We start from the raw sequence: 26,837 nt of genomic DNA, 5'->3' as shown, positions 1-26,837 counted from the left end.
GAGACGCCTATACTGCGCGCCATGACCAAGCCCGTTCCCGCCGATGTCGTCTCCCGCCTGAAGGCCGTGCTCGGCGAGGGCGGCTGGAGCCAGGATCCCGACGTGATCGCGCCCAAGCTGGTCGAGTGGCGCGGCCGCTGGAAGGGCGAGACGCCCATCCTGGTCACGCCGCGCTCGACCGCCGAGGTCGCCGCCGTCGTCGGCATCTGCGCGGCCGAGGGCGTGGCGATCACGCCCCAGGGCGGCAATACGGGCCTGGTCGCCGGCCAGATCCCGCACGGCGAGATCCTGCTCTCCACCCAGAAGCTGATCGCCATCCGTGACGTCGACCCGATCGACGACGCCATGGTGCTGGAGGCCGGGGTCACCCTGTACGAGGCCCACCAGCAGGCCGCCAAGGTCGGCCGCCGCTTCACCGTCGGCGTGGCCTCGGAAGGCTCGTGCACGATCGGCGGGCTGATCTCGACCAATGCCGGCGGCACCGCCGTCCTGCGCTACGGCATGATGCGCGAGCAGGTGCTGGGCATCGAGGCGGTCCTGCCCAATGGCGAGATCTGGAATGGCCTGAAACGCCTGCGCAAGGACAACACCGGCTACGACCTCAAGCAGTTGCTGATCGGGGCCGAGGGCACGCTGGGTGTGGTCACCGCCGCCAGCCTGAAGCTGCACGCCTTGCTGGCCTCGCGGGCCGTGGCGATCGTGGGCCTGGCCTCGCCGGCCGACGCCATCCAGTTGCTGGCCCGCGCCAAGGACGAGACCGGCGGCGCGGTCGAGGCCTTCGAGCTGATGGGCCGTCTCGGCTTCGAGCTGACCGTCCGCAACGTGCCCGGCCTGCGCGACCCGCTGCCGGACGTGCATTCCTGGTACGTGCTGATCGAGATCGCCAGCGGCGAGCCCGGCGTGGCCGAGGCGGCGCTGGAACGCCTGCTGGCCGGCGCCCTGGAGCGCGGCCTGATCGCGGACGCGGCGGTCGCCCAGACCGAAACCCAGATGAAGGCCTTCTGGCACATCCGCGAGGGCCACTCGGCGGGCCAGAAGCCCGAGGGCGCGGTGTGGAAGCACGACGTTAGCGTGCCGGTCTCGAAGATCCCCGACTTCATCGGCCAGGCCAACGCGGCGATCGAAAAGACCTTCCCGGGCACGCGCATCGTCGCCTTCGGCCATGTCGGCGACGGCAATGTCCACTACGACGTGCTGCAGCCGGTCGGCGGCGATGGCGACGCTCACGAGGCCCTGCGCGAAGCGGGCGCCAAGATCGTCCACGACATCACCGCGACGTTCTCGGGCTCGATCAGCGCCGAGCATGGCCTGGGGGCGATGAAGACGGCCGAGGCCCTGACCTACAAGGATCCGATCGAGGTTGCTGCCTTGCGCGCGATCCGCGGGGCGCTGGACCCCAAGCGGATCATGAATCCCAGAGTTCTATTCTGAAGAGGGTGCTGTTTTAGCGGCGGACGCGCGCTTGCGGGCGCGCAGGAACAGCACGAACAAGACGGCGAACGCGCCGGCCGGGATCGTGGCCTTGTAGAAGCCGGGCTGCATGCTGGGCATCAGGCTGATCGCCAGCGGCACGAAGCCCCAATGTCCTGTCGACTGTTCCATCCAGAACGCCCCGACGCCGACGAAGCACACCACCGCGAACACGATGCGGCGCTTCAGCGTCCTGTCGCGCAGGACGAGGAACAGGGCCACAAACATCGGAAGCGGCCACAGAAGGGCGGCCAGCAGGCCTAGAGTCTGGTTCATCCGTCGCTGATAGCCGGGACGCGGGCGTTGCGCCAACCCGTCGAAGCCGACATCGTGCGCCCACTACCTAGGAGGCGCCCCCATGACCATCGAGAACGAGGACCAGCTGGAGAAGCTGCGCGTCGTCGGCAACCTGGTAGCTCGCACCCTGGCGGCCATGGGCGAAGCCCTGGAACCCGGCATGACCACCAAGGAGCTGGACGATTTCGGCCGCGCCCTGCTGGAGAAGGAAGGCGCGCGCTCGGCCCCGGAACTGACCTACAACTTCCCCGGCGCGACCTGCATCTCGGTGGGGCCGGACTGCGCCCATGGCATTCCCGGCGACACGGTGGTCAAGGCCGGCGACCTGATCAATATCGATGTTTCGGCCGAGCTGGACGGCTATTTCGGCGACACCGGCGCCAGCTTCGCCGTGCCGCCGGTCACCAAGCGCGTCGAACGCCTGTGCCGCGACGGCCGCCGGGCGATGTGGGCCGGCATCCAGTCGGTGAAGCCGGGTGGCCGGCTGAACGAGGTCGGTCGTTCGATCGAGGCCTTCGCCCAGAAGAACGGCTACAGTCTGGTCCGCAACCTGGCCAGCCACGGCGTCGGCCGCTCGCTGCACGACGATCCGCGCGAGATCCCGACTTGGTACGAACCGCGCGACCGCCGCACCATTCCCGAGGGCCTGGTCTTCACCATCGAGCCCTTTCTGTCGCTGGGCGCCGACTGGGTCGAGGAACTGGACGACGGCTGGACCCTGCGCCCGCCCCAGCGCCAGGCCACGGTGCAGTACGAACATACGCTGGTCGCGACCCGCAACGGGCCGCTGGTGCTGACCCTGGTCTGAGGGCCTGGATGTCCACCTCCGTACGCACCCCGCTAGCGAAGCCGCGTGGAACCCTCTATCTCCCCGGCCATGTTGATGGTCATCTCGCCCGCCAAGTCGCTGGACTTCACCGCGCCCACTCAGGCCCTGCCCCTGACGACGCCGGAGCTCAAAACCCAGATCGCCGAACTGGCCAAGGTCACGCGCAAGCTGACGGCGCCGGACCTCAAGCGGCTGATGCACATCTCCGACGCCCTGGCCAAGCTGAACCGCGAGCGGTTCCAGGTGTTCGACGCCCAGGTGGAAGAGGGGCTGCAGGCCGTGATCGCCTTCAACGGCGACGTCTATGGCGGCCTCGCCGCCCGTGAGCTGGACCGTCCGGCCCTGGAGTGGACGCAGGACCACCTGCGGATCCTGTCAGGCCTGTACGGCGTGCTGCGCCCGTTCGACGCCCTGCAGCCCTACCGGCTGGAGATGGGCACGCGCCTGAAGACCAAGAAGGGCAACAACCTCTACGACTTCTGGGGCGAGACGATCTCCAAGACCCTCAACGCCGCCGCCGAGGGTCAGGCCGACCCGACCCTGGTGAACCTGGCCAGCCAGGAATATTTCGGCGCCGTCGACGCCAAGGCGCTGAAGCTGCCGGTCGTCACCTGCCACTTCAAGGAAGAGAAGGGCAACGAGCTGCGGGTGCTGGGCTTCTTCGCCAAGAAGGCCCGTGGCCGCATGGCCCGCTACGCCATCGACAACCGCGTCGACCGCGCCGAGGGCCTGAAGAGCTTCAACCTGGATGGCTACGGCTTCCGCGCCGATCTCTCGACCGAGGCCGATTGGGTTTTCGCTCGCCCTCAGCCTTAATTTCACCTACTGATGAATTTATAAAAGCTCGCCTCTCGCAATGGCGAGCTATATGTTGCGTCGCAACATTATTAGGGCGTCATCCAGGAGCGTTCCCATGGCCGTTGATTTCGGTTTGCAGGGGCAGGTCGCCATCGTCACCGGTTCGACCAGCGGCATCGGCCATGCGCTGGCCGACGCGCTCGCCGCCCAGGGCGTCAACATCGTCATGAACGGCTTGGGCGAGATGACCGCCATCGAGCGGGCCCGGGCCGAGATGGCCGAGAAGCATGGCGTCGAGGTGCTGTATCACGGCGCCGACATGACCAAGCCCGATCAGATCGCCGACATGGTCCGCGCGGCCAAGGCCGAGTTCGGCGAGCTGGACATTCTCGTGAACAACGCCGGCGTCCAGCACGTGGCCCCGATCGAAGAGTTCCCGGATGACAAGTGGGACCTGATCATCGCGATCAACCTGTCCTCGGCCTTTCACGCCACCAAGGCGGCGGTGCCGATCATGAAGGAGCAGGGCCGCGGGCGGATCGTCAACATCGCCTCGGCTCACGCCCTGGTCGCCTCGCCGTTCAAGGCGGCTTACGTCGCCGCCAAGCACGGCATTATGGGCCTGACCAAGACGGTGGCTCTCGAGGTCGCCCAGAACGGCATCACCTGCAACGCCATCTGCCCGGGCTTCGTGAAGACCCCGCTGGTCGAGGCGCAGATCACCGACCAGGCCAAGGCCCGCGGCATCTCGGAAGAGGCCGTGATGAAGGATGTGATCCTGGCCGCCCAGCCGACCAAGCAGTTCGTCACCTTCGACCAGCTGTCGGGCATGCTGCTGTATCTGGTCTCCGACGCCGGGGCTTCGGCCAACGGCGCGGCGTTCCAGGTCGACGGCGGCTGGGTCGCTCAATAAGCCGACCAGAGGAAGCGCGCTTGCCCAAGGGCTCCCTTTCGAGAGAGCTTCCCCGCATGCCGATACCGCCTTTCACCAAGAAGAAGTCCGGCCCCAAGGGCTTGAGCCTCGCCCTCCAGGGTGGCGGTTCGCATGGCGCCTTCGAATGGGGCGTCCTCGACCGCCTGCTCGAGGAAGACGATATCGAGATCCGCGCCGTCACCGCCGCTTCCGCCGGGGCGATGAATGCGGTCTGCCTGGCCCAGGGCCTGATCGACGATGGCAAGGCTGGAGCCCGCAAGCGGCTCGACTCGTTCTGGCGGCAGGTGAACCGGCAGGGCGGCCGCAATGTCTTCGGCGACACCTCGATCTGGACCAGCGCCTTCGGGGGCGCGTTCGGCAGCGGGGCCGACTGGCTGAAGAACACCCCAGGCTGGCGGATGGCCGAGACCTTCGCCCTGTCGCTCAGCCCCTACGAGTTCAACCCGTTCAACCTGAACCCGCTGCACGACACGCTGGAAGCCGAGATCACCTTCAGCCAGATCCGCGAGAAGAGCCCGATAAAGCTCTACGTCGCCGCCACGGCGGTGCGGACCAGCAAGTCGGTGATCTTCCGCGAGACCGAGCTGACGTCCCGCCACATCATGGCCAGCGCCTGCCTGCCCCAGGTGTTCCAGGCGGTGGAGATCGACGGCGAGCCCTACTGGGACGGCGGTTTCCTGGCCAATCCGCCGCTGTGGCCGTTGTTCTACGAGGACACCCCCGACGACATCCTGATCGTCAGCCTCAATCCGTTCGTCCGCGACGAGACGCCCAAGACGCCGGGCGAGATCATGGACCGACTGAACGAGATCACCTTCAACGCCTCGCTGGCCTCGGAACTGCGGGCTATCGGCTTCGTGCAGAAGCTGCTGGACGAGGGCCTGCTGAAGGACAACGCCCGGGGCCGTTATCGCCGGATGCTGGTCCACGCCATCACCGCCGACAAGCCGCTGGCGGACCTGTCGCTGTCGACCAAGTTCGACACCGAATGGAGCTTCCTGACCGATCTGAAGGAACGCGGCCGCAAGGCGGCGGAGGCCTGGCTGGCCGACTGCGGCAACTGCATCGGGGTGAAGTCCTCGGTCAATCTGAAGGTGGGTTTCCCATGAGCGGCAACCCTGTCCCGACCGTCGGCGTCGTCTGCCTGAAGGGCGACCAGGTGCTGCTGATCCGGCGCGGCCAGCCGCCTCGGCTGAACCAGTGGAGCCTGCCCGGCGGCCGGCTGGAATGGGGCGAGACCCTGCAGGTCGCCGCCCTGCGCGAGTTGAAAGAGGAGACCGGTGTCGACGCCGAGCTGCTGGGCCTGCTCGACGTGGTCGACGGCGTCTTTCCGGCGCGGCCTGGCGGCGAGATATCTCGCCACTACGTGATGATCGACTACGCCGCCCGCTGGACCGCCGGCGAGCCCGTGGCCGGCGACGATGCGGCCGAGGCGAAGTTCGTCTCGCTGGACGAAGCCATGGTGCTCGTGGAGTGGGACGAGACGCGGCGGGTGATCGCCGAGGCTTTTGAGAAGTTTAGCGGCTAAGCCAAACTCCGCTCATCCCCGCTTTCGCGGGGATGAGCGGATAGGGGGTAAGGCGATGGGTCTAGCATAACGGGGTGTGCCTATGCTCAATCCCCACCCATGACCGTCATCGAAGCCCGCGCGCCGCGCACCCCGATCAGCCCCAACGCCCTGATCCTGATCGCCGCCTGCGTCGGCCTGGGCTGGGCCGTGGCGGCCGAGGTCCAACCGGTCGGCATCCTGACCTTCGCCTTCGTCGTGGCGACCTGGATCCTCAGCGTCGGCATCCACGAGTTCGGCCACGCCTTCACCGCCCACAAGGCCGGCGACACGACCATTGTCGAGAAGGGCTACCTGACCCTCGACCCGCTCAAATACTCCGACCTCGTCACCACCATCATCTTCCCGCTGATCGCCCTGGCCCTGGGCGGCATCGGCTTTCCCGGCGGGGCAGTCTATCTGCGTGAGGACCTGATGCGGTCCAGGAGCTGGCGGTCGCTGGCCTCGCTGGCCGGGCCGCTGGGGACCTTGCTGGTGCTGGTCGTGCTGGCCGTCACCCTGCCGTTCGTGGTCTCCGAGCCGCTGCGCAACGCCCTGTCGATGCTGGCCTTCCTGCAGGCCAGCGCCCTGGTGCTGAACCTGCTGCCGATCCCGGGCCTGGACGGCTATGGCGTCATCCGGCCGTTCCTGCCCGACGGCGTGCGGGCGGCGATGGTCAAGGTCGAGCGGGTCGGCTTCCTGCTGCTGTTCGCTCTGATCTTCTGGGTCCCCGGCGCCAGCCGTTTCATCTTCGCCGCGGCCCTGACGATCACCGACCTGATGGCCGTGCCGCGCGAGGCGATCGCCGGCGGCTGGCAGGCCTTCCACTTCTGGGGCTCTTGACCGCGACGGCCTGACCGCTTCTTCTTCAAACAAGCGTTTCAAGAAGAATGAGGGAGGTTCGCCATGGCCTACGCGCCGTTCAATCTGGCTGGCAAGGTGGCCCTGGTCACCGGCGGTAATCGCGGCATCGGCCTTGGCATGGCCAAGGCGATGGCCCAGGCCGGCGCCGACATCGTCATCTGGGGCTCCAACCCCGAGCGCAATCTCGAGGCCGAGAAGCAGCTGACCACTCTGGGCGTTCGCGTGAAGGCCCAGACGGTCGACGTCTCCGACGAGGCCCAGGTCCGCGAGGGTATGGAAGAGGCCGTGGCCGCCATGGGGCGGGTCGACAGCGTCTTCGCCAATGCCGGCATCGGCTACGGCTCGCCCTCGTTCGTCGAGATGAAGACCGAGACCTATCGCAAGGTGCTGTCGGTCAATCTGGACGGCGTGTTCTTCACCCTGCGCGAGGCCTGCCGCCACATGGTCGAGCGGGCCAAGACCGGCGACGCTGGCGGCTCGCTGGTCGGCATCGCCTCGCTGGCCGCCATCGAGGGTGCGGCGCGCAACGAGGCCTATGCCGCCACCAAGGGCGCGGTGATCTCGATGATCAAGTCGGTGGCCGTCGAGCACGCCCGCTATGGGGTGCGCGCCAACGCCATCCTGCCCGGCTGGATCGCCACCGACATGACGGCCGGCGCGCAAGGCAACGCGGCCTTCGCTGAGAAGGTCATTCCCCGCGTGCCGGCCCGCCGCTGGGGCGAGCCCGAGGACTTCGGCGGCATGGCCGTCTATCTGGCCTCGGACGCGTCCAGCTACCAGTCGGGCACGACCATCGTCATCGACGGCGGATACTCGATCTTCTAGGGCTTCTGTTTCTTGGACTCCTGCGTCCAAGAAAACCTTATGGAAAACAGCCTCTTGCGGAACCGCGCCGGCGGTGGGAAGGTTTCTCCACGGCAGCCTGGACATCAGATCCGGGCGCCGACGAGGAAACGAAAACGATGACGCCCCAAGACGTTGTCAGCCTGGCCCCGCCGCGTGGCTTCCTGATGCTGATCGCCCTGGTCCTGACGGCCATGGCCAGCTGCTTCTGGACGGCCGAGACGGACGTCGAGACCGAGTTGGCCAAACACAGGTAAGAGCCACGGCTAACCTCGCGGCACGCTTGCGGGCGTGAGCGCGGCGCGAAACCCTCCCTGAAAACAAGGGAGGAACGATCATGGGCCTGCGCACGCCGCTCTGCGATCTTCTGGATATCGAACATCCGATCCTGCTGGCCGGCATGGGCGGGGTTTCGTACGCGCCGCTGGCGGCGGCCGTGTCGAACGCTGGCGGCTATGGCGTACTGGGCATGGCCGGCACCTCGCCGGACTTCATCCGCAGCCAGATGCGCGAGGTCAAAAGCCTCACCGACAAGCCGTTCGGCGTCGACCTGCTGGCCGCGACCCCCGACGCCCTGACCGCCAGCGTCGAAGTGATCATCGAGGAAGGCGCCAGTTCCTTCATCGCCGGCCTGGGCGTGCCCCTGCCGATCATCGCGCGCCTGAAGGCGGCGGGCCTGAAGGTCATGGTCGTGTGCGGGGCGGTGAAGCACGCGGTGAAGGCCGAGCAGGCCGGCTGCGACGCTGTCATCTGCCAGGGCGGCGAGGGCGGCGGCCATACGGGCCTGGTCGGGACCCTGCCGCTGGTGGCCCAGGCCGTTGAGGCCGTGAAGATCCCGGTGATCGCCGCCGGCGGGCTCTATGACGGCCGGGGTTTGGCGGCTTCGCTGACGCTGGGCGCCCAGGGCGTCTGGATGGGCACCCGGTTCATCGCTTCCACCGAAGCCCACGCCGGCGAGCTCTATCGCCAGGCGGTGGTGCAGGCCGCCGACGAAGACACCGTCCGCACCCGATGCTACTCGGGCAAGCCGATGCGGGTGAAGAAGAACCCCTATGTCGACGACTGGGAGGCGCGGCCGGCCGACATCCAGGGCTTCCCACAGCAGGCCATGGTCTCGATCCGCAACGCCGCCATGGGCGGCATCGGCGGCCAGATCGAGGGGCTGGATCCGGACAAGTCCTGCTTCGCCATGGGCCAGAGCGCCGGCGGGGTGCGCGAGGTGCTGCCGGCCGGCGAGATCGTCGCGCGACTGGTCAGCGAGGCGGAGGCCGCGCTGAACCGGGCCAGCGCCTACCGCATCTAGACCTGCTCGAACTTCGGCAAGACCCGCTTGAAATGGGCCTCGACCGAGTCGTGGCACTCGCAGGCGCGCTTCTCCAGGCCCGGACGGTCCAGGATGTCGACCTTGCCGCGACCGATGTTGATGATCCCAGCGTCCTGCAACACGCGGGCGACGGCGCTGATCGTCGTGCGCTGCACGCCCAGCATCTGGGCCAGGGTCTCCTGGGTCAGGCGGATCGGCTCGTTGCCCGAGCGGTCGTGGGCGAACAGCAGCCAGCGGCAGGCGCGCTGCTCGATCGGGTGCAGGGCGTTGCAGGCGGCGACCTGCATCATCTGGGCGATGAATACGTCGGCGGCCCGATCGAACAGGTCCGCTATGGCCGGATACTGGGTCTTGACCTCCTCCAGCCGCGCGGTGGGGATGCAGAAGGCGCGGCCGGGCACGCGGACCACGGCGCGGCCATAGGCGGGCTTGAAGCCGGCGCTGACCACGCCGCCGATGGCGCCCTCGAAGCCGATGCTGGCGGCCTCGATCTCCTGACCGTCCGAGGTGACGACCAGCAGCGAGACCTGGGTCGGGCCGCACGGCAGATAGGTGTGCTCGACGTCGTCGCCGGCGTCGAACAGGACGGCGTCGGCGGGCAGGTCGACCAGCACGAGATAGGGCGTTAGGGCCGTCAGCGCGTCCGAACGCAGGGCGGCCAGCAGGCGGTTGGACCTATAGGGCGGGGCCGCGTCACCTTCGATGGTGCTGCGGGTAATGCGGGCGAAAGCGGTCATGCGGATCTCCCGTGAAGCTCGCCAGCTAAAGCGCGTAGCTCACAGCTTAGTTTCCCGTGGACGGCGAGACTCTTCCGAAGCACCCTCCAGCCGATCGGAGAGACAGCGATGATCGCCAAGCGGCACTTGAGGCGACGGCTCAGCCAATACGGCGCACTGTGGCTGGGCGCGTTCGTCGTCACCCTGCTGGTGATGACGGTGATGGTCTTCGCCGTCGGCATGCCCGTGGCCCAGACCGCCGACCTGACCCTGCCGGTCGCCTTCGCCCTGCTGGGCCTGGCGGTGATCGCCGGCGTCGGGATCACGGTCGTCAAGGACGTGGGCCTGACGACCAAGTCGCTGATCACGGCGCTGGCGCTGCTGCTGATCCTGCCGCTGCTGTGGGCGCCGGTCTTGGCGGTGGTGGTCACGGCCGCGATCGCCGGGGCGTCGGTCGAATATTCGACCGCCTACGCCCAGTTCCGCATCACGGTCAGCAACCTGATCTATCCGCTGGTGGCCATGCTGGGCGAGGATCCGCTGATCAGCTTCGTCTGGCAGGCGTTCCAGGTGGTCGCCTCGGTCGTCGGCGCCGTGGCCTCGGCCCTGCAGGTGTGGCGCGTGATCAAGCCGTTGCTGTACGGCGAGGATGAGGAAGAGACAGCCGAAGCCTAGCTAAGCTGTGTCGGGCTGGGCAGCACCCAGTCCTCTTCCTGCACGTGAAGCATCACGGGCAGGCCCAGGCCGGCTGGATGTTCGGCCAGGCGGCGAGCCGCATCGCGGGCTTCGCCGCGTGTCTCGTAAGCGCCGAAACGCAGATTGTCTCCGATGATCGACCAGCGGTCACCGACGCGCACGACACCGTAATGCACCTCAGTCATGAGCTTGACCTCCTTGCAGTATCCACAGGAAAGACCCGATCTGTGGCGATCGCAAGGCCTTTATCGCCAAAGCTTTTTTGACACCGAGAGACATTCTGTCCCCAGGCTTGCCCCAAGCTTCGACGCGCCGCCGCTCGCCTTTTGGGCGCGGGGTCGTGACAGGGGAGGGGGCTTTGATGATAACTGACGGCATGTCGCGTCTGTTCCTCATCGGCGTCGCCCCAATCGCCTTGGTGCTTGCCGCCTTTGTCGCCACCCCCGTCCTGGCTCAGGAACGGGATGCGAAGGACCGTCAGCGCCTGTTGGACCTGGCCTATACGCTGGGCGAGAGCCACGCCCTGCGCCAGACCTGCCAGGGCGAGACCGACCAGTACTGGCGCTCGCGCATGGTGCGCCTGACCGAGGTGGAACAGGCCGATCAGGCCTTCGACGCCCAGATGCGCGAGCGGTTCAACACCGGCTTCGCCTCGCGCCGCAGCGAGTATCCGACCTGCGACGACGCCAGCCGCAAGGCCGAGCAGCAGGTCTCGCGCAAGGGCCAGTCCCAGGCCCAGAAGCTCTCGCAATCGGTCCGCCAGGCGCACCGGGAACCGGATTCCGTAGCGGACGACGAGGGCGCGCGCTAAGCTCCACCCAAAGTAGGTGAGGAGCTTGGCCTTGGGCAGCATCGTTGTTCTGATTTTCCTGGGCTTTGCGTTCGTGCTGCTGTTCAGCGCGATCAAGATCGTGCCGCAGGGGCGCGAGTTCACGGTCGAGCGCTTCGGCCGCTACACCCGCACCCTCAAGCCCGGCATCACCATCCTGACCCCGTTCTTCGAGTCCATCGGCCGCAAGGTCAATGTGATGGAACAGGTGCTGGAGGTGCCCCAGCAGGAGGTCATCACCAAGGACAACGTGTCGGTGAAGGTCGACGCCATCGTCTTCATCCAGGTGATGGACGCCGCGGCTGCCGCCTATCGGGTCGACAACCTGATCTACGCCATCACCCAGCTGGCCCAGACCAACCTGCGCACCGTGGTCGGCTCGCTGGAGCTGGACGAGGTGCTGAGCCAGCGCGACCAGATCAACACCCGGCTGCTCTCGACCATCGATCATGCAACAGGTCCTTGGGGCGTGAAGGTGGCGCGGATCGAGATCAAGGACCTGACGCCGCCGACCGACATCACCAACGCCATGGCCCGCCAAATGAAGGCCGAGCGCGAGCGCCGCGCGGTGATCACCGAGGCCGAGGGCGAGAAGCAGTCCCAGATCGCCCGCGCCGAGGGCCAGAAGCAGTCGGCCATCCTGCAGGCCGAGGGCCGCCGCGAGGCCGCCTTCCGCGACGCCGAGGCCCGCGAGCGGGAAGCCGAGGCCGAAGCCAAGGCGACAGCCTTCGTCTCGGAAGCCATCTCCAAGGGCGACGTCAACGCGATCAACTATTTCATCGCCCAGAAATACGTCGAGGCGTTCGGCGAGCTGGCCCGCAGCCCGCAGCAGAAGACGGTCATCGTGCCGGCCGACTTCTCCGGCCTGACCGGGACGGTCGCGGGCGTCAGCGAGCTGATCAAGAGCCTGGGCGCGGACACGCCGCGCGCGGCGCCGGCGCCGGCGGCGGCGCGTTCGCCGTCCTCGTCGAGCGCGGCCTCCACCAACACGCCGACCGGCGGCAAGCGCGGGGCCTAACACCATGGACGGGCTTGGAAGCTTCTACGCGCTGCATCCGTTCTGGGTCTGGCTGGCGGTCGCCGCCACCATCCTGGCCGTCGAGGTCTCGACCGGTACGGGCTGGCTGTTGTGGCCGGCGGCCAGCGCCTTCGTCGTCGGGGCCATCGCCCAGTTCGTGCATCCCGGCCTGCTGGCCGATGTCGGCCTGTTCGCGGCCCTGACCATCGCCACGACCCTGCTGGCCCGGCGTTATCTGCGACCGGTGCTGGAGCCCAATAGTCCCGACCTCAACGACTCCACCCAGCGGCTGATCGGCCAGCGCGGGCAGGTGCTGTCGACCTTCGAGCAGGGCCGTGGCCGGGTCTTCGTCGATGGCAAGGACTGGGCGGCCGAGACCGACGAGCCGATCCCGGCGATCAGCCAGGAAGTGGTGGTCATCGGCGTCGACGGCGCGGTGCTGAAGGTCCGCAAGATCCCGACCTGACGACACCTGCTGACAGAACCCGGCGACTGCCCCTGTTATCCGGCGGCGGCGACACCATTTACGGCCGCATCAGCCACCTGCAGGGCACGCGCGACGCTGCCCCAACCTTTTCTGGGCATCGTCGCGTTTAGGGGAGACGGCGTGACTTCAATCATATCGGTAAAGGGTCTGACCAAGACCTATGCGTCGGGCCATCAGGCCCTGAAGACGATCGACCTGGACATCCGCAAGGGCGAGATCTTCGCCCTGCTGGGCCCGAACGGAGCGGGCAAGACCACCCTGATCAGCATCATCTGCGGCATCGTCAATCCGAGCCTCGGCGTCGTCCTGGCCGACGGCCATGACGTGGTGAAGGAATACCGCGCCGCCCGGACCAAGATCGGCCTGGTGCCGCAGGAGCTGAACACCGACGCCTTCGAGACGGTGTGGGCCACGGTCAGCTTCTCGCGCGGTCTGTTCGGCAAGCCGCGCAACGACGCCCTGATCGAGAAGATCCTTCGCGACCTCTCCCTGTGGGACAAGAAGGACAGCAAGATCATGGCGCTGTCGGGCGGCATGAAGCGCCGGGTGATGATCGCCAAGGCGCTGAGCCACGAACCGACCATCCTGTTCCTGGACGAACCCACGGCCGGCGTCGACGTCGAGCTGCGCCGCGACATGTGGGAGATGGTCCGCCAGCTGCGCGAGAACGGCGTCACCATCATCCTGACCACCCACTATATCGAGGAGGCCGAGGAGATGGCCGACCGGATCGGGGTGATCAACAAGGGCGAGATCATCCTGGTCGAGGACAAGACCGTCCTCATGCGCAAGCTGGGCAAGAAGCAACTGACCGTGCATCTGCGCGAGCCGCTTAGCGCTTTGCCCGCCGGCCTGGATGACGCCTCGCTAAGCCTGATCAACGACGGCGCCGACCTCGTCTACATCTTCGACGCCCAGGCCGACGACACCGGCATTGCCGACCTCTTGAAGCGCCTCGCCGGGCATGGCGTCGACTTCAAGGACCTGAAGACCGACCAGAGCTCGCTGGAAGACATCTTCGTCAGCCTGGTGAGGGCCCCGCAATGAACCTCTTTGCAATCAAGGCCATCTACCGCTTCGAGATGGCGCGATGGTTCCGCACCCTGCTGCAGAGCATCCTGGCGCCGGTCATCTCGACCTCGCTGTATTTCGTGGTGTTCGGCTCGGCGATCGGCTCGCGCATGCAGGCCATCGACGGCGTCAGCTATGGCGCCTTCATCATCCCGGGCCTGATCATGCTGTCGCTGCTCAGCGAGAGCATCTCCAACGCCTCGTTCGGCATCTACATGCCCAAGTGGGCCGGGACGATCTACGAGCTGCTGTCGGCCCCGGTGTCGTGGGTCGAAACGGTGATGGGTTATGTCGGGGCGGCGGCGACCAAGTCGATCTGCCTCGGGTTGCTGATCCTGGCCACCGCCCGACTGTTCGTGCCGTTCGAGATCGCCCACCCGTTCGTGATGCTGCTGTTCCTGGTGCTGACGGCGGTGACCTTCAGCCTGTTCGGCTTCGTGATCGGCGTCTGGGCCGACAACTTCCAGAAGCTGCAGATCGTGCCGGCGCTGATCATCACGCCGCTGACCTTCCTGGGCGGCAGCTTCTACTCGATCAAGATGCTGCCGGAGATCTGGCAGAAGATCACCCTGTTCAACCCGGTGGTCTATCTGGTCAGCGGCTTCCGCTGGAGCTTCTACGGCCAGTCGGATGTCGGGGTCGGCGTCAGCCTGGGCATGACCGCCGTGTTCCTGGCCGTCTGCCTGACGGCGGTGTGGTGGATCTTCAAGACCGGCTACCGGCTGAAGGTCTAGTCCTCGGCAGGAGGCGGGGCGTCCTCGGTTTCGACCGTGGCCTCCGCCTTCAACCCCTTCATGCCGCCGGCCTTGCCGCCCTTGGCGATCAGGGCCGTCTCGGCGGCGCGAACCATCGGTCGTTCGCGGCTGAAGCCCATCAGCATCTGGCAGGTCTCGAAGAAGCCGGGATCGGTCCGGGTGTCGACCGGAGGCTGCTGCACGACCAGGTGCAGGCCGCGCGCCTTCAGCTTCAGCACCGCGTCGACCAGGCCGGCCATGTCGCCGCCCAGGGCGTGGAAGCTGGGCACGGCCACCGCGCCGCCATCCTCAAGCGCTTCCAGAGCCCGCGCCAGGCCTGGCCGCACGACGCCGGAAGCCAGGCACCGGTCGCTGAACACCTCTTCGCAGCCCGAGAGCAGCAGGCGCTCCTCCTGGGCGGGGCTGAAGAAGATCCCGCGCACGGGCGGCACGCGGTAGTAGCCGACGAGTTTCATCCACGGTGCTTGGCAAACCGGCTGGCCGTTGGCGAGGACTTTCGCGCGCGTCCGGCCAGCCGCCCACAGCTTCCTAGCCGGCCGCCTTCAGGCCCTGCGCGACCGCGTCGGCCAGGGACGTCGTCGGACGGCCGATCAGGTTCGACAGCTGGCGTCCCTCCTCGAACAGTCCGCCCTGGGCCGTGCCGACATCGGACTGGGCGATGATCGCCGCATAGGGCGCGGGCAGGCCGAAGCTTTCCAGGGTGCTGGCGTATTCGGCCTCGGGCAGGTCGGTGTAGCCGATGGCCTTGCCGGTCTGGCGCGAGACTTCGGCGGCGAGATCGGCGCGGGTGAAGGCGGTGTCGCCGGCCAGCTCATAGACGCGGTTCTCCGCATCGGGCGTGGAGACCACCACGGCGGCGGCTTCAGCGTAGTCGGCGCGCGTGGCGGCCGAAATCTTGCCCTCGCCCGATGCGCCGATGACGGCGCCAGCGGCGACCGCCCCGGCCAGCGAGCCGGTGTAGTTCTCGAAGTACCAGCCGTTGCGCAGCAGGGCGTAGGTCAGGCCCGAGGCCTTGATCAGCGCCTCGGTGGCGATGTGCTCCTCGGCCAGGGCGATCGGCGTCGTGTCGGCGCGCAGGATGCTGGTGTAGGCGATCCGCTTCACCCCGGCGGCCTTGGCGGCGTCGATGACGGCGCGGTGCTGGGCCAGGCGCTGGCCGACTTCGCTGCTGGAGATCAGCAGCAGGGTGTCGACGCCGGCGAGCGCGGCGCTGAGCGTCTCGGGCTTGGCGTAGTCGGCGACGCGGACGGCGACGCCCAGGTCGGCGGCCTTGGCCGAGTCGCGGGCCAGGGCGACGATCTCGCCGGCCGGCACGCGGGTCTTTAGGCTTTCGATGACAAGGCGGCCCAGCTGGCCGGTGGCTCCGGTGACGGCGATGGTCATGATCGTTCTCCGTTGATGACGGGACCGATCTGGGCGTCTTGCTTACTTTCCGTAAGTACATACATGAATGTAAGTATGAAAGAAACTTCGACACCCCTTTCCGAGAAGCTGGCGCGCGGTGACTTGATGGCCGCCGACTGCCCGTCGCGCGCCGTGCTGCAGCACGTCACCAGCCGCTGGGGCGTGCTGGTCCTGATGGCGCTGGAGACGGGCACGCACCGCTTCAGCGAGCTGCGGCGCGGCATCGGCGGCGTCAGCGAGCGGATGCTGGCCCAGACCCTGCAGCAGCTGGAGGGCGACGGCTTCTTGCGCCGCGTGGCCTATCAGGTCGTGCCGCCGCATGTGGAATACAGCCTGACGCCGCTGGGTGCGGAGGTCGCCGAAAGGGTGCGCGGCCTGGCGGACTGGATCGAGCTGAATATCGAACGGATCGTGGCTCAAGAGCCGGCTTAAGCCCGCGCGAACCTGGCGCGATAGGCCCCCGGCGTCGTCGAGAACTGCCGCCGGAAGTGATGGCGCAGGGCGGGGGCGCCCAAGCCCACCGCCTCGGCGATCTGCTCGATGCCGGCGGGCGAGGTCTCCAGCAGGTCGCGCGCCCGGTTCATCCGCTCGGCCAGCAGCCAGCGGGCAGGCGTGTCGCCGGTTGCGGCCTCGAACCGCCGCAGGAAGGTCCGCTCGCTCATCCCCGCCGCATCGGCCAGGGCCTTGATGGTGTGAGCCCTCGAAAGATCGCCGCGCATGCGGTCCAGGATCGGTCCCAGCCGCGAGGCCTCGTGCGCCACGGGCACCGGCCGCTGGACGAACTGGGCCTGGCCGCCGTCGCGGTGCGGCGGCACGACCAGCCGGCGGGCGACGGTGTTGGCGGCCTCGGGCCCGAAGTCGCGACGGATCAGGTGCAGGCCAAGATCGATGCCCGCCGCGCTGCCGGCCGAGGTCAGGAGGTCACCCTCGTCGACATACAGCACGTCCGGCTGGACCTGTATCGCCGGATACCGCTCGCGCAGGGCGTCGGCATAACGCCAGTGCGTCGTGGCCCGTCTGCCGTCGAGCAGTCCCGTCGCCGCCAGCACGAAGACGCCCGAGCAGATCGACATCAGCCGCGCGCCATTGGCGTGCGCCACGCGCAGGGACTCGATCAGCGGCGCCGGCACGGGCGCGTCCATGCCCCGCCAGCCGGGCGCGACGATGACGCTGGCCTCGCTCAGCAGCTCCAGCCCGCCATCGCCGACGATGCGCACCCCACCCAGGCCCTTCAGGTCGCCCGGCTCCACGGCGGCGGTGGCGAAGCGGTACCAGTCCGGACCCATCTCTGGCCGGGGCAAGGCGAACAGCTCGACCGCCACGCCGTACTCGAAGGTGCAGAGGCCATCATAGGCGAGGGCGACGACGAGGGGCTGCTTTGGCATGATCTTTACGGTCGGTGTCGATCTCGCCAGCTAACGCGACCAGCACCCATCGGGCAAGTCTCCGGTCATCAACCGCTGGAGAGTGCCATGAGCCCCAAGTCGAGCCACGTATCCGAGATCCCCGCCGCGTCCTTCCGCGACGCCGCCGCCCACTTCGCTGCGCGTCTGTCGCTGGAGACCGACTGCGCCGATGTCGCCGCCTCCATGAAGGCCGGCAAGGTCGACTTCGTCCTGCTGCACGTCGTCGGCTCGCGCGAAGCCTATGCCCGCCGCCACGTGCCGGGCGCGATCCACCTGCGCCATGCCGAGATGACCTTCGACCGGATGGCCGAGTGGCCTGCCAGCACCCTGTTCGTCGTCTATTGCGCTGGACCGCACTGCAACGGCGCCGACCGCGCCGCGCTGAAGCTGGCCCAACTGGGCCGCCCCGTGAAATTGATGATCGGCGGCATCACCGGCTGGGAAGACGAAGGCCTGCCGTTCGCCTCGGGCTCAGAACCCGGCGCGCTCGCGGCCTAGTACCGCGGATTGGCCTTGCGCAGGCCTTCATTGGCCAGGGCGTCGGCGCGTTCGTTCAGCGGATGGCCGGCGTGACCCTTGACCCAGCGCCAGTCGACGTCGTGCCGCTCGCGCGCGGCGTCGAGCCGCTTCCACAGGTCGTCGTTCTTGACCGGGCTCTTGTCGGCCGTCTTCCAGCCGCGGGCCTTCCAGCCCTTGATCCACTCCTGGATGCCCTTCATCACGTACTGGCTGTCGGTATGCAGCTCGATCTTGCAGGGGCGGTTCAAGAGCTCCAGCGCCTGGATCGCGCCCATCAACTCCATGCGGTTGTTGGTGGTCGCCGGCTCGCCGCCGCAGATTTCCTTCTTCTTGTCGCCATAGAACAGAATGGCGCCCCAGCCGCCCGGACCGGGATTCCCCTTGCAGGCGCCGTCGGTATAGATCGTGACCTTGGCCGTCATGCGAACAGCACCAGGCCCTCGCGGTGGACAGCCAGCTTGCGCTCGTATTCCAGCGGATCCTTGGGCCGGACCAGCGCGCCAGCGGGCGTCGAACCCCAGTCGGCCAGACGCGTCAGGAAGAAGCGGATCGCCGCCCCGCGCGCCAGGATCGGCAGGGCTTCCTTCTCGGCCGGGCTCAGCGGGCGACGGCGCTCATAGCCATTCAGCAGGGCCTTGGCGGCGGTGATGTTGAAGCTGCCGTCGGGCTCGAAGCACCAGGCGTTCAGGGTCACCGCCACGTCGTAGGCGTAGCTGTCCTCGCAGGCGAAATAGAAGTCGATCGCCGCGGCGAACTTGCCATCCGGCTGGAAGAAGACGTTGTCGGGGAAATAGTCGGCGTGGATCACGCCCGACGGCAGGTTCCGGGGCCACATCAAAGAGAGCTGCGCCAGATCCTGTTCGATCGTGGCAGACAGGCCGGGCTTCAGGTCCTCGGCGGCCTTGCGGTGCTTGGAAAACAGCGGAGCCCAGGCGGCTTGGCCCAGGTCGTTGGCGCGGCGGGCGGGATAGCCCTCGCCGGCCAAGTGCAGCCAGGCCAGGCCCTCGCCGGCTTCGCGACAGTGGGCGGGGGTGGGTTTGCGCACCGACAGACCCGGCAGGAACTCGACGATCGCCGCCGCCTTGCCGCGCAGGGTCGACAGCGTGGCGCCCTTGCGATCCGCGATCGGCCGGGCGCTGGGATAGCCGCGATCGGCCAGCCAGGTCAGCATGTTGAGGAAGTAGGGCAGGTCCTCCGCCTTCACCCGCCGCTCATAGACGGTCAGGATGTAGCGACCCTTCTCCGTCTCCAGCAGGAAGTTGGAGTTCTCCACGCCCTCGGCGATGCCCTTGAACGCCAGCGCGGCGCCCAGGTCGTAGCCTTCCAGGAAGGTCGCGAGTTCTTGGTCGGTGATGTCGGTATAGACGGCCATGGCGCCGGATTGCTCGACGCGAGGCCTCCGGTCAAGCCGCCCTTATGCGGTGAGCAGGCGCGGCAGCTTGAAGGTGATGGTTTCCCGCGCCTCGACCAGTTCCTCGACCGTGGCGTCGAAGCGGGCCGAGATGGCGTCGATGACGCCTTGCACCAGGTCTTCCGGAGCCGAGGCGCCGGCGGTCAGGCCGACGCGCGAGACGCCGTCGAACCAGGTCCAGTCGATGCCGCTGGCGTCGTCGATCAGATAGGCGGCGGTGGCGCCGGCCTTCAGGCCGACCTCCATCAGGCGCACCGAGTTGGACGAGTTCTTGGAGCCGACCACCAGCACCAGCTCGGCTTGTTCGGCCAGGTGCTTGACCGCGTCCTGGCGGTTGGTGGTGGCGTAGCAGATGTCTTCCTTGTGCGGGGCGGCGATGTCGGGGAAGCGCTCGCGCAGCAGGGCGATCATGTCGGCGGTGTCGTCGACCGAAAGGGTGGTCTGGGTCAGGAAGGCGACGTTGGACACGTCCTTGGGCGTCCAGGCGGCGGCGTCCTTGATGTCCTCGATCAGGGTCACCGAGCCCTCGGGCAGCTGGCCCATGGTGCCGATCACTTCCGGGTGGCCGGCATGGCCGATCAGCACGATCTCGCGGCCGGCGTCGAAATGCTTCTGGGCCTCGACATGGACCTTGGAGACCAGCGGACAGGTAGCGTCCAGATAGATCATCTGCCGCGATTGGGCCTCGGCCGGCACCGACTTGGGCACGCCATGGGCCGAGAACACCACCGGGCGATCGTCGGGGGCCTCGGACAGTTCCTCGATGAACACCGCGCCCAGGGCCTTCAGGCGGTCGACCACGTGGCGGTTGTGCACGATCTCGTGACGCACATAGACCGGCGCGCCGAACTTCTCGACGGCGCGCTCGACGATCTGGATGGCGCGATCCACGCCGGCGCAGAAGCCGCGCGGGCTGGCCAGCACGAGCGAGATCGGGCGACGGACCGGCGTCGGGGCGGGCGTATGGGCGTTCATGGCGCGGAAACTAGTCTCTCGAAGGCCTCGGCGCCAGGAGTCTGCGTCGTTGCGACGTCACGCATATGCCTTTATCAGGCTGCATGACGCCGAAGGGGCTCCATGGTCCCGCTTGGCTCTTCTTTTCTGGAACCGGACGTTTCATGCGCCGCACTTTTTCGTTCGCCCTCAGCGCCCTGATGGCCGTCTCGATCGCCGCGACCACGGCGACGATCGCTCACGCCCAAGGCCCCGGTGGCGGTGGCAGCCAGGACGACGGCGACCAGGCCGCGAAGAAGAAGAAGCGCGACGAAGAGTGGAACCAGCCCAAGGCCCCGCTGCCGCAGCTGCGTAACGCCGGCCCGTGCCCCTATGTGAAGGTGCTGTACGACGCCAGCCGTTATGTCGAGTTCAAGGAAGCCAAGGAATCGGCCGGTCAGGCCGGCTTCACCGGCGAGATCCAGAGCCTAAGCTCGGGCTGCGCCTACAAGAGCGACGAGCCGATCAAGATCCGCGCCGAGGTCCTGTTCCAGCTGGGCCGTGGCCCGCAGGCCCAGGGCGACAAGCACGTCTACCGCTACTGGGTGGCCGTGACCGAGCGCAACCAGACGGTCATCGCCAAGGAATATTTCGACCTGCCGGTGACGTTCGCCGCCGGCCAGGACCGCGCCTATGCGCGTGAGACCATCGAACAGATCACCATTCCGCGCGCCGACGTGAAGGTCAGCGGCGGCAATTTCGAAGTGCTGATCGGCTTCGACGTGACGCCGGAAATGGCGGCCTTCAACCGTGAGGGCAAGCGCTTCCGGGTCAACGCCGGCCAGACGGCCCAGGCCCAACCGGCCCCAGCAGGGACGACTACCAAGCAATGAACGATTTGAAGCGGTCCCTGAGCGAGGCGGCCGCGGCCGCTTTCCAGGCCGCCGGACTTCCTCCCGAGTTCGGACGCGTCACCGCCTCCGACCGACCCGACCTGGCCGATTTCCAGTGCAACGGCGCCCTCGCGGCGGCCAAGAGCGCCAAGCGCAATCCACGCGAGATCGCCGTGCAGGTCGTCGACATCCTCAAGGGCGACCCGCGCCTGGCCTCGGTGGAGATCGCCGGGGTCGGCTTCATCAACATGCGCGTCAGCGACGAGGCCCTGTCGGCCCGCGTTCGTGAGATCGCTGGTGATGACCGCGTCGGCGCCCAGCTCCTGGAAACGCCGCGTCGCGTCCTGATCGACTATGCCGGCCCGAACGTGGCCAAGCCGATGCACGTGGGCCACCTGCGCGCCTCGATCATCGGCGAGTCGGTCAAACGCCTGTACCGCTTCCGCGGCGACGACGTGGTGGGCGACGCCCACTTCGGCGACTGGGGCTTCCAGATGGGCCTGCTCATCTCGGCCATCGTCGACGAGGACGCCTTCATCCGCGCCCTGATGGACAAGCTGCCGGAAGCGCCGCGCGGCTTCTCCGCCGCCGACGAAGCCAAGGTCATGGCCGAGTTCGAGAGCCGGATCACCCTGGCCGACCTCGACCGCATCTATCCGGCCGCCTCGGTGCGCCAGAAGGAAGATCCGGCCTTCAAGGAACGGGCCCGCAAGGCCACCGCCGAGCTGCAGAACGGCCGCTTCGGTTACCGCCTGCTGTGGCGCCACTTCGTCAATGTCAGTCGCGTGGCCCTGGAGCGCGAGTTCCATGCCCTGGGCGTCGACTTCGACCTGTGGAAGGGCGAGAGCGACGTCAACGACCTGATCGAGCCGATGGTCAACCAGCTGGAGCACAAGGGCCTGCTGGTCGAAGACCAGGGCGCCCGCATCGTCCGCGTGGCCCGCGAGGGCGACAAGCAGGACGTGCCGCCGTTGCTGGTCGTCTCATCGGAAGGCTCGGCCATGTATGGCACGACCGACCTGGCCACGATCCTGGATCGTCGCAAGTCGTTCGACCCGCACCTGATCCTCTACTGCGTGGACCAGCGCCAGGCCCTGCACTTCGAGACCGTGTTCCGCGCCGCCTATCTGGCCGACTACGCCACCGAAGGCTCGCTGGAGCACATCGGCTTTGGCACCATGAACGGCACGGACGGCAAGCCCTTCAAGACCCGCGCCGGCGGCGTCCTGAAGCTGCACGACCTGATCGAGATGGCCCGCGAGAAGGCCCGCGAGCGTCTGCATGAAGCCGGCCTCGGCGCCGAACTCTCCGAGGCCCAGTTCGAGGACACCGCCCACAAGGTCGGCGTCGCAGCCCTGAAGTTCGCCGACCTGCAGAACTTCCGCGGCACCTCGTACGTCTTCGACCTCGACCGCTTCACCAGCTTCGAGGGCAAGACCGGCCCGTACCTGCTGTACCAGTCGGTGCGCATCAAGAGCGTGCTGCGCAAGGCGTCCGAAGCCGGCGCCGTCGCCGGCCGCATCGTGATCCACGAACCGGCCGAACGCGACCTGGCCATGCTGCTGGACGCCTTCGAAGGCGCCCTGCAGGAGGCCTACGACAAGAAGGCCCCCAACTTCGTGGCCGAGCACGCCTACAAGCTGGCTCAGACCTTCTCGAAGTTCTACGCCGCCTGCCCGATCATGAGCGCCGACACCGAAGAGCTGCGGGCCTCGCGCCTGTCGCTGGCCGAGACGACGCTGCGCCAGCTGGAGCTGACGCTGGACCTGCTCGGCATCGAAGCGCCGGAACGGATGTAACCCTCCTCGCGCCCTCCGGCGGTTGCAATCGCCGCGAGGGCGCAGGACAGTCCCGGCGCTTTTATGCGTTCGGGAGGGGTCATGAAGTCGTCCGTGGTCGCCATGTTGATGGCGAGCGTCTGCGTGAGCGCGATCGCCGCGCCGGCCTTGGCCGCCGACAAATCCAAGCCCTCCGACAAGTTCGCCGACGCCACCGCGGGGCTCGAGCGCAAGGACGGCCTGGCGCCGGTCTTCGTCGACAAGAAGGACGGCAAGGTCTTCCTGCTGCTGCCCAAGCCCGGCGCGGACGGGATCGCGGGGCGGTATCTCTACCAGACCTATCTGCGCGCCGGCCTCGGCTCGAACCCGACGGGGCTGGACCGCTCGGCGCCGGGCGACACCCAGATCATCGCCTTCCGCAGGGTGGGTGGGAAGGTCATCGCCCAGTTCGAGAACTGGGGTTTCAGCGCCGCGCGCGGTTCGGCCGACGAGAAGCAGGCGGTGGCCGACTCGTTCCCGATCTCCAGCGTCTGGTCCAACGCCATCGAGGCCGAGCACGCTGACGGCCGCCTGCTGGTCGATGTGACCAGCTTCCTGGTGCGTGACGCCCAGGGCGTCGCCAAGACCCTCAAGCGCAGCAAGCAGGGCGATTTCCGGCTGAACGACGGCCTGTCCTATGCCGACACCGGCGAGGTCAACGTCTTCCCGCTGAACGTCGAGCTGGAGGCGGTCGAGACCTTCGTCAGCGACGATCCGGGTTCGGAGGTTCGCGGCATCGTGCCCGATCCGCGCAACGTCACCCTGGTGCTGCACCACTCGCTGGTGGCCCTGCCCGAGCCCGGCTACGCGCCGCGCCAGAACGATCCGCGCGTGGGGGTCATCGACCACGTGGTGGCCGACTATTCCGCGCCGCTGGCTGAGCCGGTCGTCTATCGCCTGGCCCATCGCTTCCGGCTGGAGAAGACCGATCCGACCGCCGCCCGCTCGCCGGTCAAGAAGCCGATCGTCTTCTATATCGACCGCGCCGCGCCCGAGCCTGTGCGCTCGGCCCTGGTCGAGGGCGGCCGCTGGTGGAACCAGGCGTTCGAGGCTGCCGGCTATGTCGACGCCTTCCGGGTCGAGGTGCTGCCCGATGGGGTCAGCCCGCTGGACGCTCGCTACAACGTCGTCAACTGGGTGCACCGCCAGACGCGCGGCTGGTCTTACGGCCACGCGGTGGTCGACCCGCGCACGGGCGAGATCGTCAAGGGCGACGTCCTCCTGGGCTCGGACCGCATCCGCCAGGACCTGCTGATCTTCGCGGGGCTGGAAGGGGCGGACAAGACCGGCCAGGGCGGCCCCAACGATCCGATCCAGATCTCGCTGGCCCGCCTGCGCCAGCTGTCGGCCCACGAGATCGGCCACTCCATCGGCCTGCAGCACAATTTCGCCGCCAGCACCTATGGCGACCGGGCCTCGGTGATGGACTATCCGAACGCCCGCATCGCCATCAAGGACGGCCAGCTGGACTTCGCCGATGCCTATGGGCGCGGCGTGGGGGCGTGGGACAAGTTCGCGATCGACTGGCTGTATAGCGCGTCGCCGGCCGGAAGCGACGAGAAGGCCTGGCTGAAGGCCAAGGCCGACAAGAGCCAGGCCGATGGCCTGCGCTACGTCTCCGACGAAGACGCGCGGGCCGCCGACACACCGCATCCGCTGGGCGCGGTGTGGGACAACGGGACCGACCCGGTCGCCGAGCTCGACCACCTGATGGCGGTGCGCAAGATCGCCCTGGATCGCTTCGGTCTGCCCAACCTGCCCAAGGGCGCGTCGGTCGCCGACCTGCGCCGCATGGTCGTGCCGATCTACATCTTCCACCGCTACCAAGTCGACGCCACGGCCAAGCTGGTCGGTGGGATCGACTTCACCTACGGGGCCGAGGGCGATGGCCACGAGGCGGCCAAGATCGTCCCGGCCGCGCGCCAGTCCGCCGCCATTGACGCTCTGTTGCGGACGGTGACGCCGGCCGCGCTGGACCTGTCGGACAAGACCCTGGACGTCCTGACCTCGGGCCAGTCGCAGGGGACCGACCACGCCTACGAGATCGAGACCTTCCAGCAAGGTCCGGTGTTCGACCTGCCGGCCACCGCGGAGGTCGCGGCTGACATGGTCTGGAGCGACCTGTTCGCGGCCGCGCGCCTGAACCGTCTGGTCGAGGCCAAGCGCCGCGATCCGATCCAGCCGGGTGTCGAGGGGCTGCTGGACAAGGCCCTGGCCTTTGCCGCCTTCGACGGCAAGGCCACGGGGCGCCAGGCCGAGTTGGCCCGCCGCGTGCGCCAGCGCATGGTGGTCAGCCTGGCCGACGCCCTGGCCGACAAGAGCCTGTCGCCGACCGCCGCCGCCGTGATCCGCGCGCGGCTGGCCGACTGGGGCAAGGGGCTGAAGGTCGTCACCGCCGGCGATGCCGCCGACCGCGCCCAGGCCCGCGCGCTGGCCGGGATCGTCGCCGACGAGAGCGGTGGCCGTCTCGCCGGCCTGGTCGAGGACGGCAAGGCCAAGGTCGTCACGCCGCCCGGTCCGCCGATCGGCGAAACCGATTGGTTCGGGGATCTGTAGGCCGCGCTTGACTCCACGGCAGCCCTCCCGCATTGACCCCGACGACCCCAGCGGGAGACATCGGGATTCGCTCCCGAGGCCGAAGGCGCAACCGCCCCGGAAACGCTCAGGCAAAAGGACCGCTCGGGTTTAGAAACGCTGGAAAGTAGTCGCTCGAAAGGGTGGCTCACCGAAGGAGCAAGGCCGACCCCAAACAGCAGAGGGGGAAGGCCGGAATCTCTCAGGTCCAAGGGACAGCGGGGGCGCGACCAACCGGCGGACGCCGGTCGTCTCGCCGACCCCGCTAGGAGCCCGCCTCGTGTCTGACCAAGATCTCAAGAAGACCCCCTTGTTCGACGCCCACGTGGCGCTGGGCGCGCGCATGGTGCCGTTCGCCGGCTATTCCATGCCGGTGCAGTACAAGGACGGGGTGCTGAAAGAGCACCTCTGGACCCGCGAGCACGCCGGCCTGTTCGACGTCTCGCACATGGGCCAAGCCCGGCTGCGCGGTGAGAACCCGGCCAAGAGCTTCGAGAAGGTGGTCTCGGCCGACTACCAGGGCCTGAAGCCCGGCAAGCAGCGCTACGGTGTGCTGCTGAACGCCGACGGCGGCATCATCGACGACCTGATGACCGCGCGTCCCGACGACGACGGCCTGTTCGTGGTGGTCAACGGCGCCTGCAAGGACAACGACTACAAGATCATCGCCGACGCCCTGGCCGGCGAGGCCACGGTGACCCGTCTCGAGGACCGCGCGCTGCTGGCGCTGCAAGGTCCCGAGGCCGCCGCCGTGCTGGCCGCCCATGTGCCGCAAGCCGCTGGCATGGTGTTCATGGACACCGTCGCCCTGACCGCCTTCGGCGTCGACGCCATCATCTCGCGCTCGGGCTACACCGGCGAGGACGGCTACGAGATCTCGGTCCCGGCCGACGCCGCCGAGCGCATCTGGAACACCCTGCTGGCCGACGAGCGCGTCAAGCCGATCGGCCTGGGCGCGCGCGACAGCCTGCGCCTGGAAGCGGGCCTGCCGCTGTACGGTCACGACCTGGACGAGACCGTTTCGCCGATCGAGGGCGGGTTGAACTTCGCCGTCGGCAAGTCGCGCCGCGAGGCCGGCGACTATCTGGGCGCGGCCCGCATCGCCAAGGAACTGGCCGGCGAGCTGTCGCGCGTCCGCGTGAACCTCAAGGTGCTGGAAGGCGCCCCGGCCCGCGAAGGCGCTGAGATCGCCGACGAAGACGGCAATGTCATCGGCAAGGTGACCAGCGGCGGCTTCGCCCCCAGCCTGGGCTTCCCCATCGCCATCGGTTTCGCCCCGCCGGCCTTTGCCGCGGTCGGGACCAAGTTGAAAGTCATCGTGCGAGGCAAGCAGGCGGCCGCCGAAGTGGTCGCCACGCCGTTCGTGCCGAACCGTTACGTCCGCAAACTCTAATCAAGGGCCG

31 protein-coding genes and 1 riboswitch are annotated in these 26,837 nt (G+C 67.9%); of the genes, 22 read left to right on the top strand and 9 right to left on the bottom strand.

Features of this window, described 5'->3' with window-relative positions; all coding sequences use genetic code 11:
- Positions 1 to 21: 21 nt before the first annotated feature.
- The gene (locus tag AC1RR5_RS12380; RefSeq protein ID WP_492921910.1) at positions 22 to 1,431 is read left to right on the top strand and encodes an FAD-binding oxidoreductase; all 1,410 of its coding nucleotides are present in this window, start codon (positions 22 to 24) and stop codon (positions 1,429 to 1,431) included.
- Here AC1RR5_RS12380 and AC1RR5_RS12375 read toward each other — a convergent pair.
- Positions 1,423 to 1,746: a hypothetical protein gene (locus tag AC1RR5_RS12375; RefSeq protein ID WP_492921909.1), complete on the bottom strand. Its 324-nt coding sequence runs from the start codon at positions 1,744 to 1,746 to the stop codon at positions 1,423 to 1,425. The two genes, AC1RR5_RS12380 and AC1RR5_RS12375, sit on opposite strands and share 9 nt — an antisense overlap.
- An 82-nt stretch (positions 1,747 to 1,828) precedes the next feature.
- Here AC1RR5_RS12375 and map point away from each other — a divergent pair, with 82 nt between their 5' ends.
- From map to AC1RR5_RS12330, 9 genes are all read left to right on the top strand, one after another.
- On the top strand, positions 1,829 to 2,575 hold the full coding sequence (map, locus tag AC1RR5_RS12370; protein WP_492921908.1) for a type I methionyl aminopeptidase: 747 nt from the start codon (positions 1,829 to 1,831) through the stop codon (positions 2,573 to 2,575).
- A gap of 69 nt (positions 2,576 to 2,644) precedes the next feature.
- Positions 2,645 to 3,412 carry a peroxide stress protein YaaA gene (yaaA, locus tag AC1RR5_RS12365; protein WP_492922101.1) on the top strand — a complete coding sequence of 256 codons (768 nt, stop codon included), beginning with the start codon at positions 2,645 to 2,647 and terminating at the stop codon, positions 3,410 to 3,412.
- A 97-nt stretch (positions 3,413 to 3,509) separates the two neighbouring features.
- Positions 3,510 to 4,307: a 3-hydroxybutyrate dehydrogenase gene (locus AC1RR5_RS12360; protein WP_492921906.1), complete on the top strand. Its 798-nt coding sequence runs from the start codon at positions 3,510 to 3,512 to the stop codon at positions 4,305 to 4,307.
- A gap of 56 nt (positions 4,308 to 4,363) precedes the next feature.
- On the top strand, positions 4,364 to 5,437 hold the full coding sequence (locus AC1RR5_RS12355) for a patatin-like phospholipase family protein (RefSeq protein ID WP_492921904.1): 1,074 nt from the start codon (positions 4,364 to 4,366) through the stop codon (positions 5,435 to 5,437).
- Positions 5,434 to 5,856, top strand: coding sequence for an NUDIX hydrolase (locus AC1RR5_RS12350; protein WP_492921902.1), 423 nt, complete (start codon positions 5,434 to 5,436; stop codon positions 5,854 to 5,856). Before AC1RR5_RS12355 ends, AC1RR5_RS12350 begins: the two co-directional genes overlap by 4 nt.
- A gap of 99 nt (positions 5,857 to 5,955) precedes the next feature.
- Positions 5,956 to 6,717 carry a site-2 protease family protein gene (locus AC1RR5_RS12345; RefSeq protein ID WP_492921901.1) on the top strand — a complete coding sequence of 254 codons (762 nt, stop codon included), beginning with the start codon at positions 5,956 to 5,958 and terminating at the stop codon, positions 6,715 to 6,717.
- 63 nt (positions 6,718 to 6,780) lie between these two features.
- Entirely contained in the window at positions 6,781 to 7,563 is a 783-nt protein-coding gene (locus tag AC1RR5_RS12340) for an SDR family NAD(P)-dependent oxidoreductase (protein ID WP_492921900.1), read from the top strand.
- A 137-nt stretch (positions 7,564 to 7,700) separates the two neighbouring features.
- Positions 7,701 to 7,838: a hypothetical protein gene (locus tag AC1RR5_RS12335; RefSeq protein ID WP_492921898.1), complete on the top strand. Its 138-nt coding sequence runs from the start codon at positions 7,701 to 7,703 to the stop codon at positions 7,836 to 7,838.
- 80 nt (positions 7,839 to 7,918) lie between these two features.
- Complete coding sequence (locus AC1RR5_RS12330; RefSeq protein WP_492921897.1) at positions 7,919 to 8,884, top strand: NAD(P)H-dependent flavin oxidoreductase; 966 nt, start codon at positions 7,919 to 7,921, stop codon at positions 8,882 to 8,884.
- On the opposite strand, the gene AC1RR5_RS12325 is transcribed toward AC1RR5_RS12330, so the two are convergent.
- Positions 8,881 to 9,642: a Crp/Fnr family transcriptional regulator gene (locus AC1RR5_RS12325; protein WP_492921895.1), complete on the bottom strand. Its 762-nt coding sequence runs from the start codon at positions 9,640 to 9,642 to the stop codon at positions 8,881 to 8,883. The genes AC1RR5_RS12330 and AC1RR5_RS12325 overlap by 4 nt on opposite strands.
- A 108-nt stretch (positions 9,643 to 9,750) precedes the next feature.
- Here AC1RR5_RS12325 and AC1RR5_RS12320 point away from each other — a divergent pair, with 108 nt between their 5' ends.
- Positions 9,751 to 10,296 carry a hypothetical protein gene (locus AC1RR5_RS12320; protein ID WP_492921893.1) on the top strand — a complete coding sequence of 182 codons (546 nt, stop codon included), beginning with the start codon at positions 9,751 to 9,753 and terminating at the stop codon, positions 10,294 to 10,296.
- On the opposite strand, the gene AC1RR5_RS12315 is transcribed toward AC1RR5_RS12320, so the two are convergent.
- Positions 10,293 to 10,502: a hypothetical protein gene (locus AC1RR5_RS12315; RefSeq protein ID WP_492921892.1), complete on the bottom strand. Its 210-nt coding sequence runs from the start codon at positions 10,500 to 10,502 to the stop codon at positions 10,293 to 10,295. The genes AC1RR5_RS12320 and AC1RR5_RS12315 overlap by 4 nt on opposite strands.
- A 191-nt stretch (positions 10,503 to 10,693) precedes the next feature.
- Here AC1RR5_RS12315 and AC1RR5_RS12310 point away from each other — a divergent pair, with 191 nt between their 5' ends.
- From AC1RR5_RS12310 to AC1RR5_RS12290, 5 genes are all read left to right on the top strand, one after another.
- Positions 10,694 to 11,128, top strand: a complete 435-nt coding sequence (locus AC1RR5_RS12310; protein ID WP_492921891.1) for a TIGR02301 family protein — start codon at positions 10,694 to 10,696, stop codon at positions 11,126 to 11,128.
- 31 nt (positions 11,129 to 11,159) lie between these two features.
- Entirely contained in the window at positions 11,160 to 12,164 is a 1,005-nt protein-coding gene (locus AC1RR5_RS12305) for an SPFH domain-containing protein (protein WP_492921889.1), read from the top strand.
- A gap of 4 nt (positions 12,165 to 12,168) precedes the next feature.
- A complete protein-coding gene (locus tag AC1RR5_RS12300) occupies positions 12,169 to 12,630 on the top strand; it encodes an NfeD family protein (protein ID WP_492921887.1) in 462 nt (153 codons plus the stop codon).
- A gap of 117 nt (positions 12,631 to 12,747) precedes the next feature.
- Entirely contained in the window at positions 12,748 to 13,698 is a 951-nt protein-coding gene (locus AC1RR5_RS12295; protein WP_492922100.1) for an ATP-binding cassette domain-containing protein, read from the top strand.
- Complete coding sequence (locus AC1RR5_RS12290; protein ID WP_492921886.1) at positions 13,695 to 14,456, top strand: ABC transporter permease; 762 nt, start codon at positions 13,695 to 13,697, stop codon at positions 14,454 to 14,456. The genes AC1RR5_RS12295 and AC1RR5_RS12290 overlap by 4 nt, the downstream gene beginning before the upstream one ends.
- Here the strand turns inward: AC1RR5_RS12290 and AC1RR5_RS12285 are convergent.
- Together AC1RR5_RS12285 and AC1RR5_RS12280 are read right to left on the bottom strand one after the other, a co-directional pair.
- Complete coding sequence (locus AC1RR5_RS12285) at positions 14,453 to 14,932, bottom strand: recombinase family protein (protein ID WP_492921884.1); 480 nt, start codon at positions 14,930 to 14,932, stop codon at positions 14,453 to 14,455. The genes AC1RR5_RS12290 and AC1RR5_RS12285 overlap by 4 nt on opposite strands.
- Positions 14,933 to 15,005: 73 nt before the next feature.
- Complete coding sequence (locus tag AC1RR5_RS12280) at positions 15,006 to 15,860, bottom strand: SDR family oxidoreductase (protein ID WP_492921882.1); 855 nt, start codon at positions 15,858 to 15,860, stop codon at positions 15,006 to 15,008.
- Between the two features lie 75 nt (positions 15,861 to 15,935).
- Here AC1RR5_RS12280 and AC1RR5_RS12275 point away from each other — a divergent pair, with 75 nt between their 5' ends.
- Positions 15,936 to 16,313 (top strand): winged helix-turn-helix transcriptional regulator, encoded by a 378-nt coding sequence (locus tag AC1RR5_RS12275; RefSeq protein ID WP_492921881.1) that lies wholly within the window; start codon positions 15,936 to 15,938, stop codon positions 16,311 to 16,313.
- Here the strand turns inward: AC1RR5_RS12275 and ftrA are convergent.
- Positions 16,310 to 17,266, bottom strand: a complete 957-nt coding sequence (gene ftrA / locus AC1RR5_RS12270) for a transcriptional regulator FtrA (protein ID WP_492921880.1) — start codon at positions 17,264 to 17,266, stop codon at positions 16,310 to 16,312. The genes AC1RR5_RS12275 and ftrA overlap by 4 nt on opposite strands.
- A gap of 87 nt (positions 17,267 to 17,353) precedes the next feature.
- Here ftrA and AC1RR5_RS12265 point away from each other — a divergent pair, with 87 nt between their 5' ends.
- Positions 17,354 to 17,785, top strand: a complete 432-nt coding sequence (locus AC1RR5_RS12265; protein WP_492921879.1) for a rhodanese-like domain-containing protein — start codon at positions 17,354 to 17,356, stop codon at positions 17,783 to 17,785.
- On the opposite strand, the gene rnhA is transcribed toward AC1RR5_RS12265, so the two are convergent.
- The 3 genes from rnhA to ispH are packed head-to-tail and all read right to left on the bottom strand — an operon-like array spanning position 17,782 to position 20,192.
- Positions 17,782 to 18,228, bottom strand: a complete 447-nt coding sequence (gene rnhA / locus AC1RR5_RS12260) for a ribonuclease HI (RefSeq protein WP_492921878.1) — start codon at positions 18,226 to 18,228, stop codon at positions 17,782 to 17,784. The two genes, AC1RR5_RS12265 and rnhA, sit on opposite strands and share 4 nt — an antisense overlap.
- Positions 18,225 to 19,178, bottom strand: a complete 954-nt coding sequence (gene thrB, locus AC1RR5_RS12255) for a homoserine kinase (protein WP_492921876.1) — start codon at positions 19,176 to 19,178, stop codon at positions 18,225 to 18,227. Before thrB ends, rnhA begins: the two co-directional genes overlap by 4 nt.
- 42 nt (positions 19,179 to 19,220) lie before the next feature.
- On the bottom strand, positions 19,221 to 20,192 hold the full coding sequence (gene ispH / locus AC1RR5_RS12250; protein ID WP_492921875.1) for a 4-hydroxy-3-methylbut-2-enyl diphosphate reductase: 972 nt from the start codon (positions 20,190 to 20,192) through the stop codon (positions 19,221 to 19,223).
- A 143-nt stretch (positions 20,193 to 20,335) separates the two neighbouring features.
- Here ispH and AC1RR5_RS12245 point away from each other — a divergent pair, with 143 nt between their 5' ends.
- From AC1RR5_RS12245 to gcvT, 4 genes are all read left to right on the top strand, one after another.
- Complete coding sequence (locus AC1RR5_RS12245; RefSeq protein ID WP_492921873.1) at positions 20,336 to 21,043, top strand: Tat pathway signal sequence domain protein; 708 nt, start codon at positions 20,336 to 20,338, stop codon at positions 21,041 to 21,043.
- Positions 21,040 to 22,842, top strand: coding sequence for an arginine--tRNA ligase (locus tag AC1RR5_RS12240; RefSeq protein WP_492921872.1), 1,803 nt, complete (start codon positions 21,040 to 21,042; stop codon positions 22,840 to 22,842). The genes AC1RR5_RS12245 and AC1RR5_RS12240 overlap by 4 nt, the downstream gene beginning before the upstream one ends.
- Before the next feature lie 81 nt (positions 22,843 to 22,923).
- On the top strand, positions 22,924 to 25,416 hold the full coding sequence (locus AC1RR5_RS12235) for a zinc-dependent metalloprotease (RefSeq protein ID WP_492921870.1): 2,493 nt from the start codon (positions 22,924 to 22,926) through the stop codon (positions 25,414 to 25,416).
- Positions 25,417 to 25,457: 41 nt separating this feature from the next.
- Positions 25,458 to 25,548, top strand: a riboswitch (glycine riboswitch).
- 166 nt (positions 25,549 to 25,714) lie between these two features.
- Entirely contained in the window at positions 25,715 to 26,827 is a 1,113-nt protein-coding gene (gene gcvT, locus AC1RR5_RS12230; RefSeq protein ID WP_492921868.1) for a glycine cleavage system aminomethyltransferase GcvT, read from the top strand.
- Positions 26,828 to 26,837 lie beyond the last annotated feature (10 nt).

This window comes from Caulobacter sp. GW821-FHT11E11 (assembly GCF_058808315.1).
This window is presented reverse-complemented; position numbering and strand designations above follow the sequence as displayed.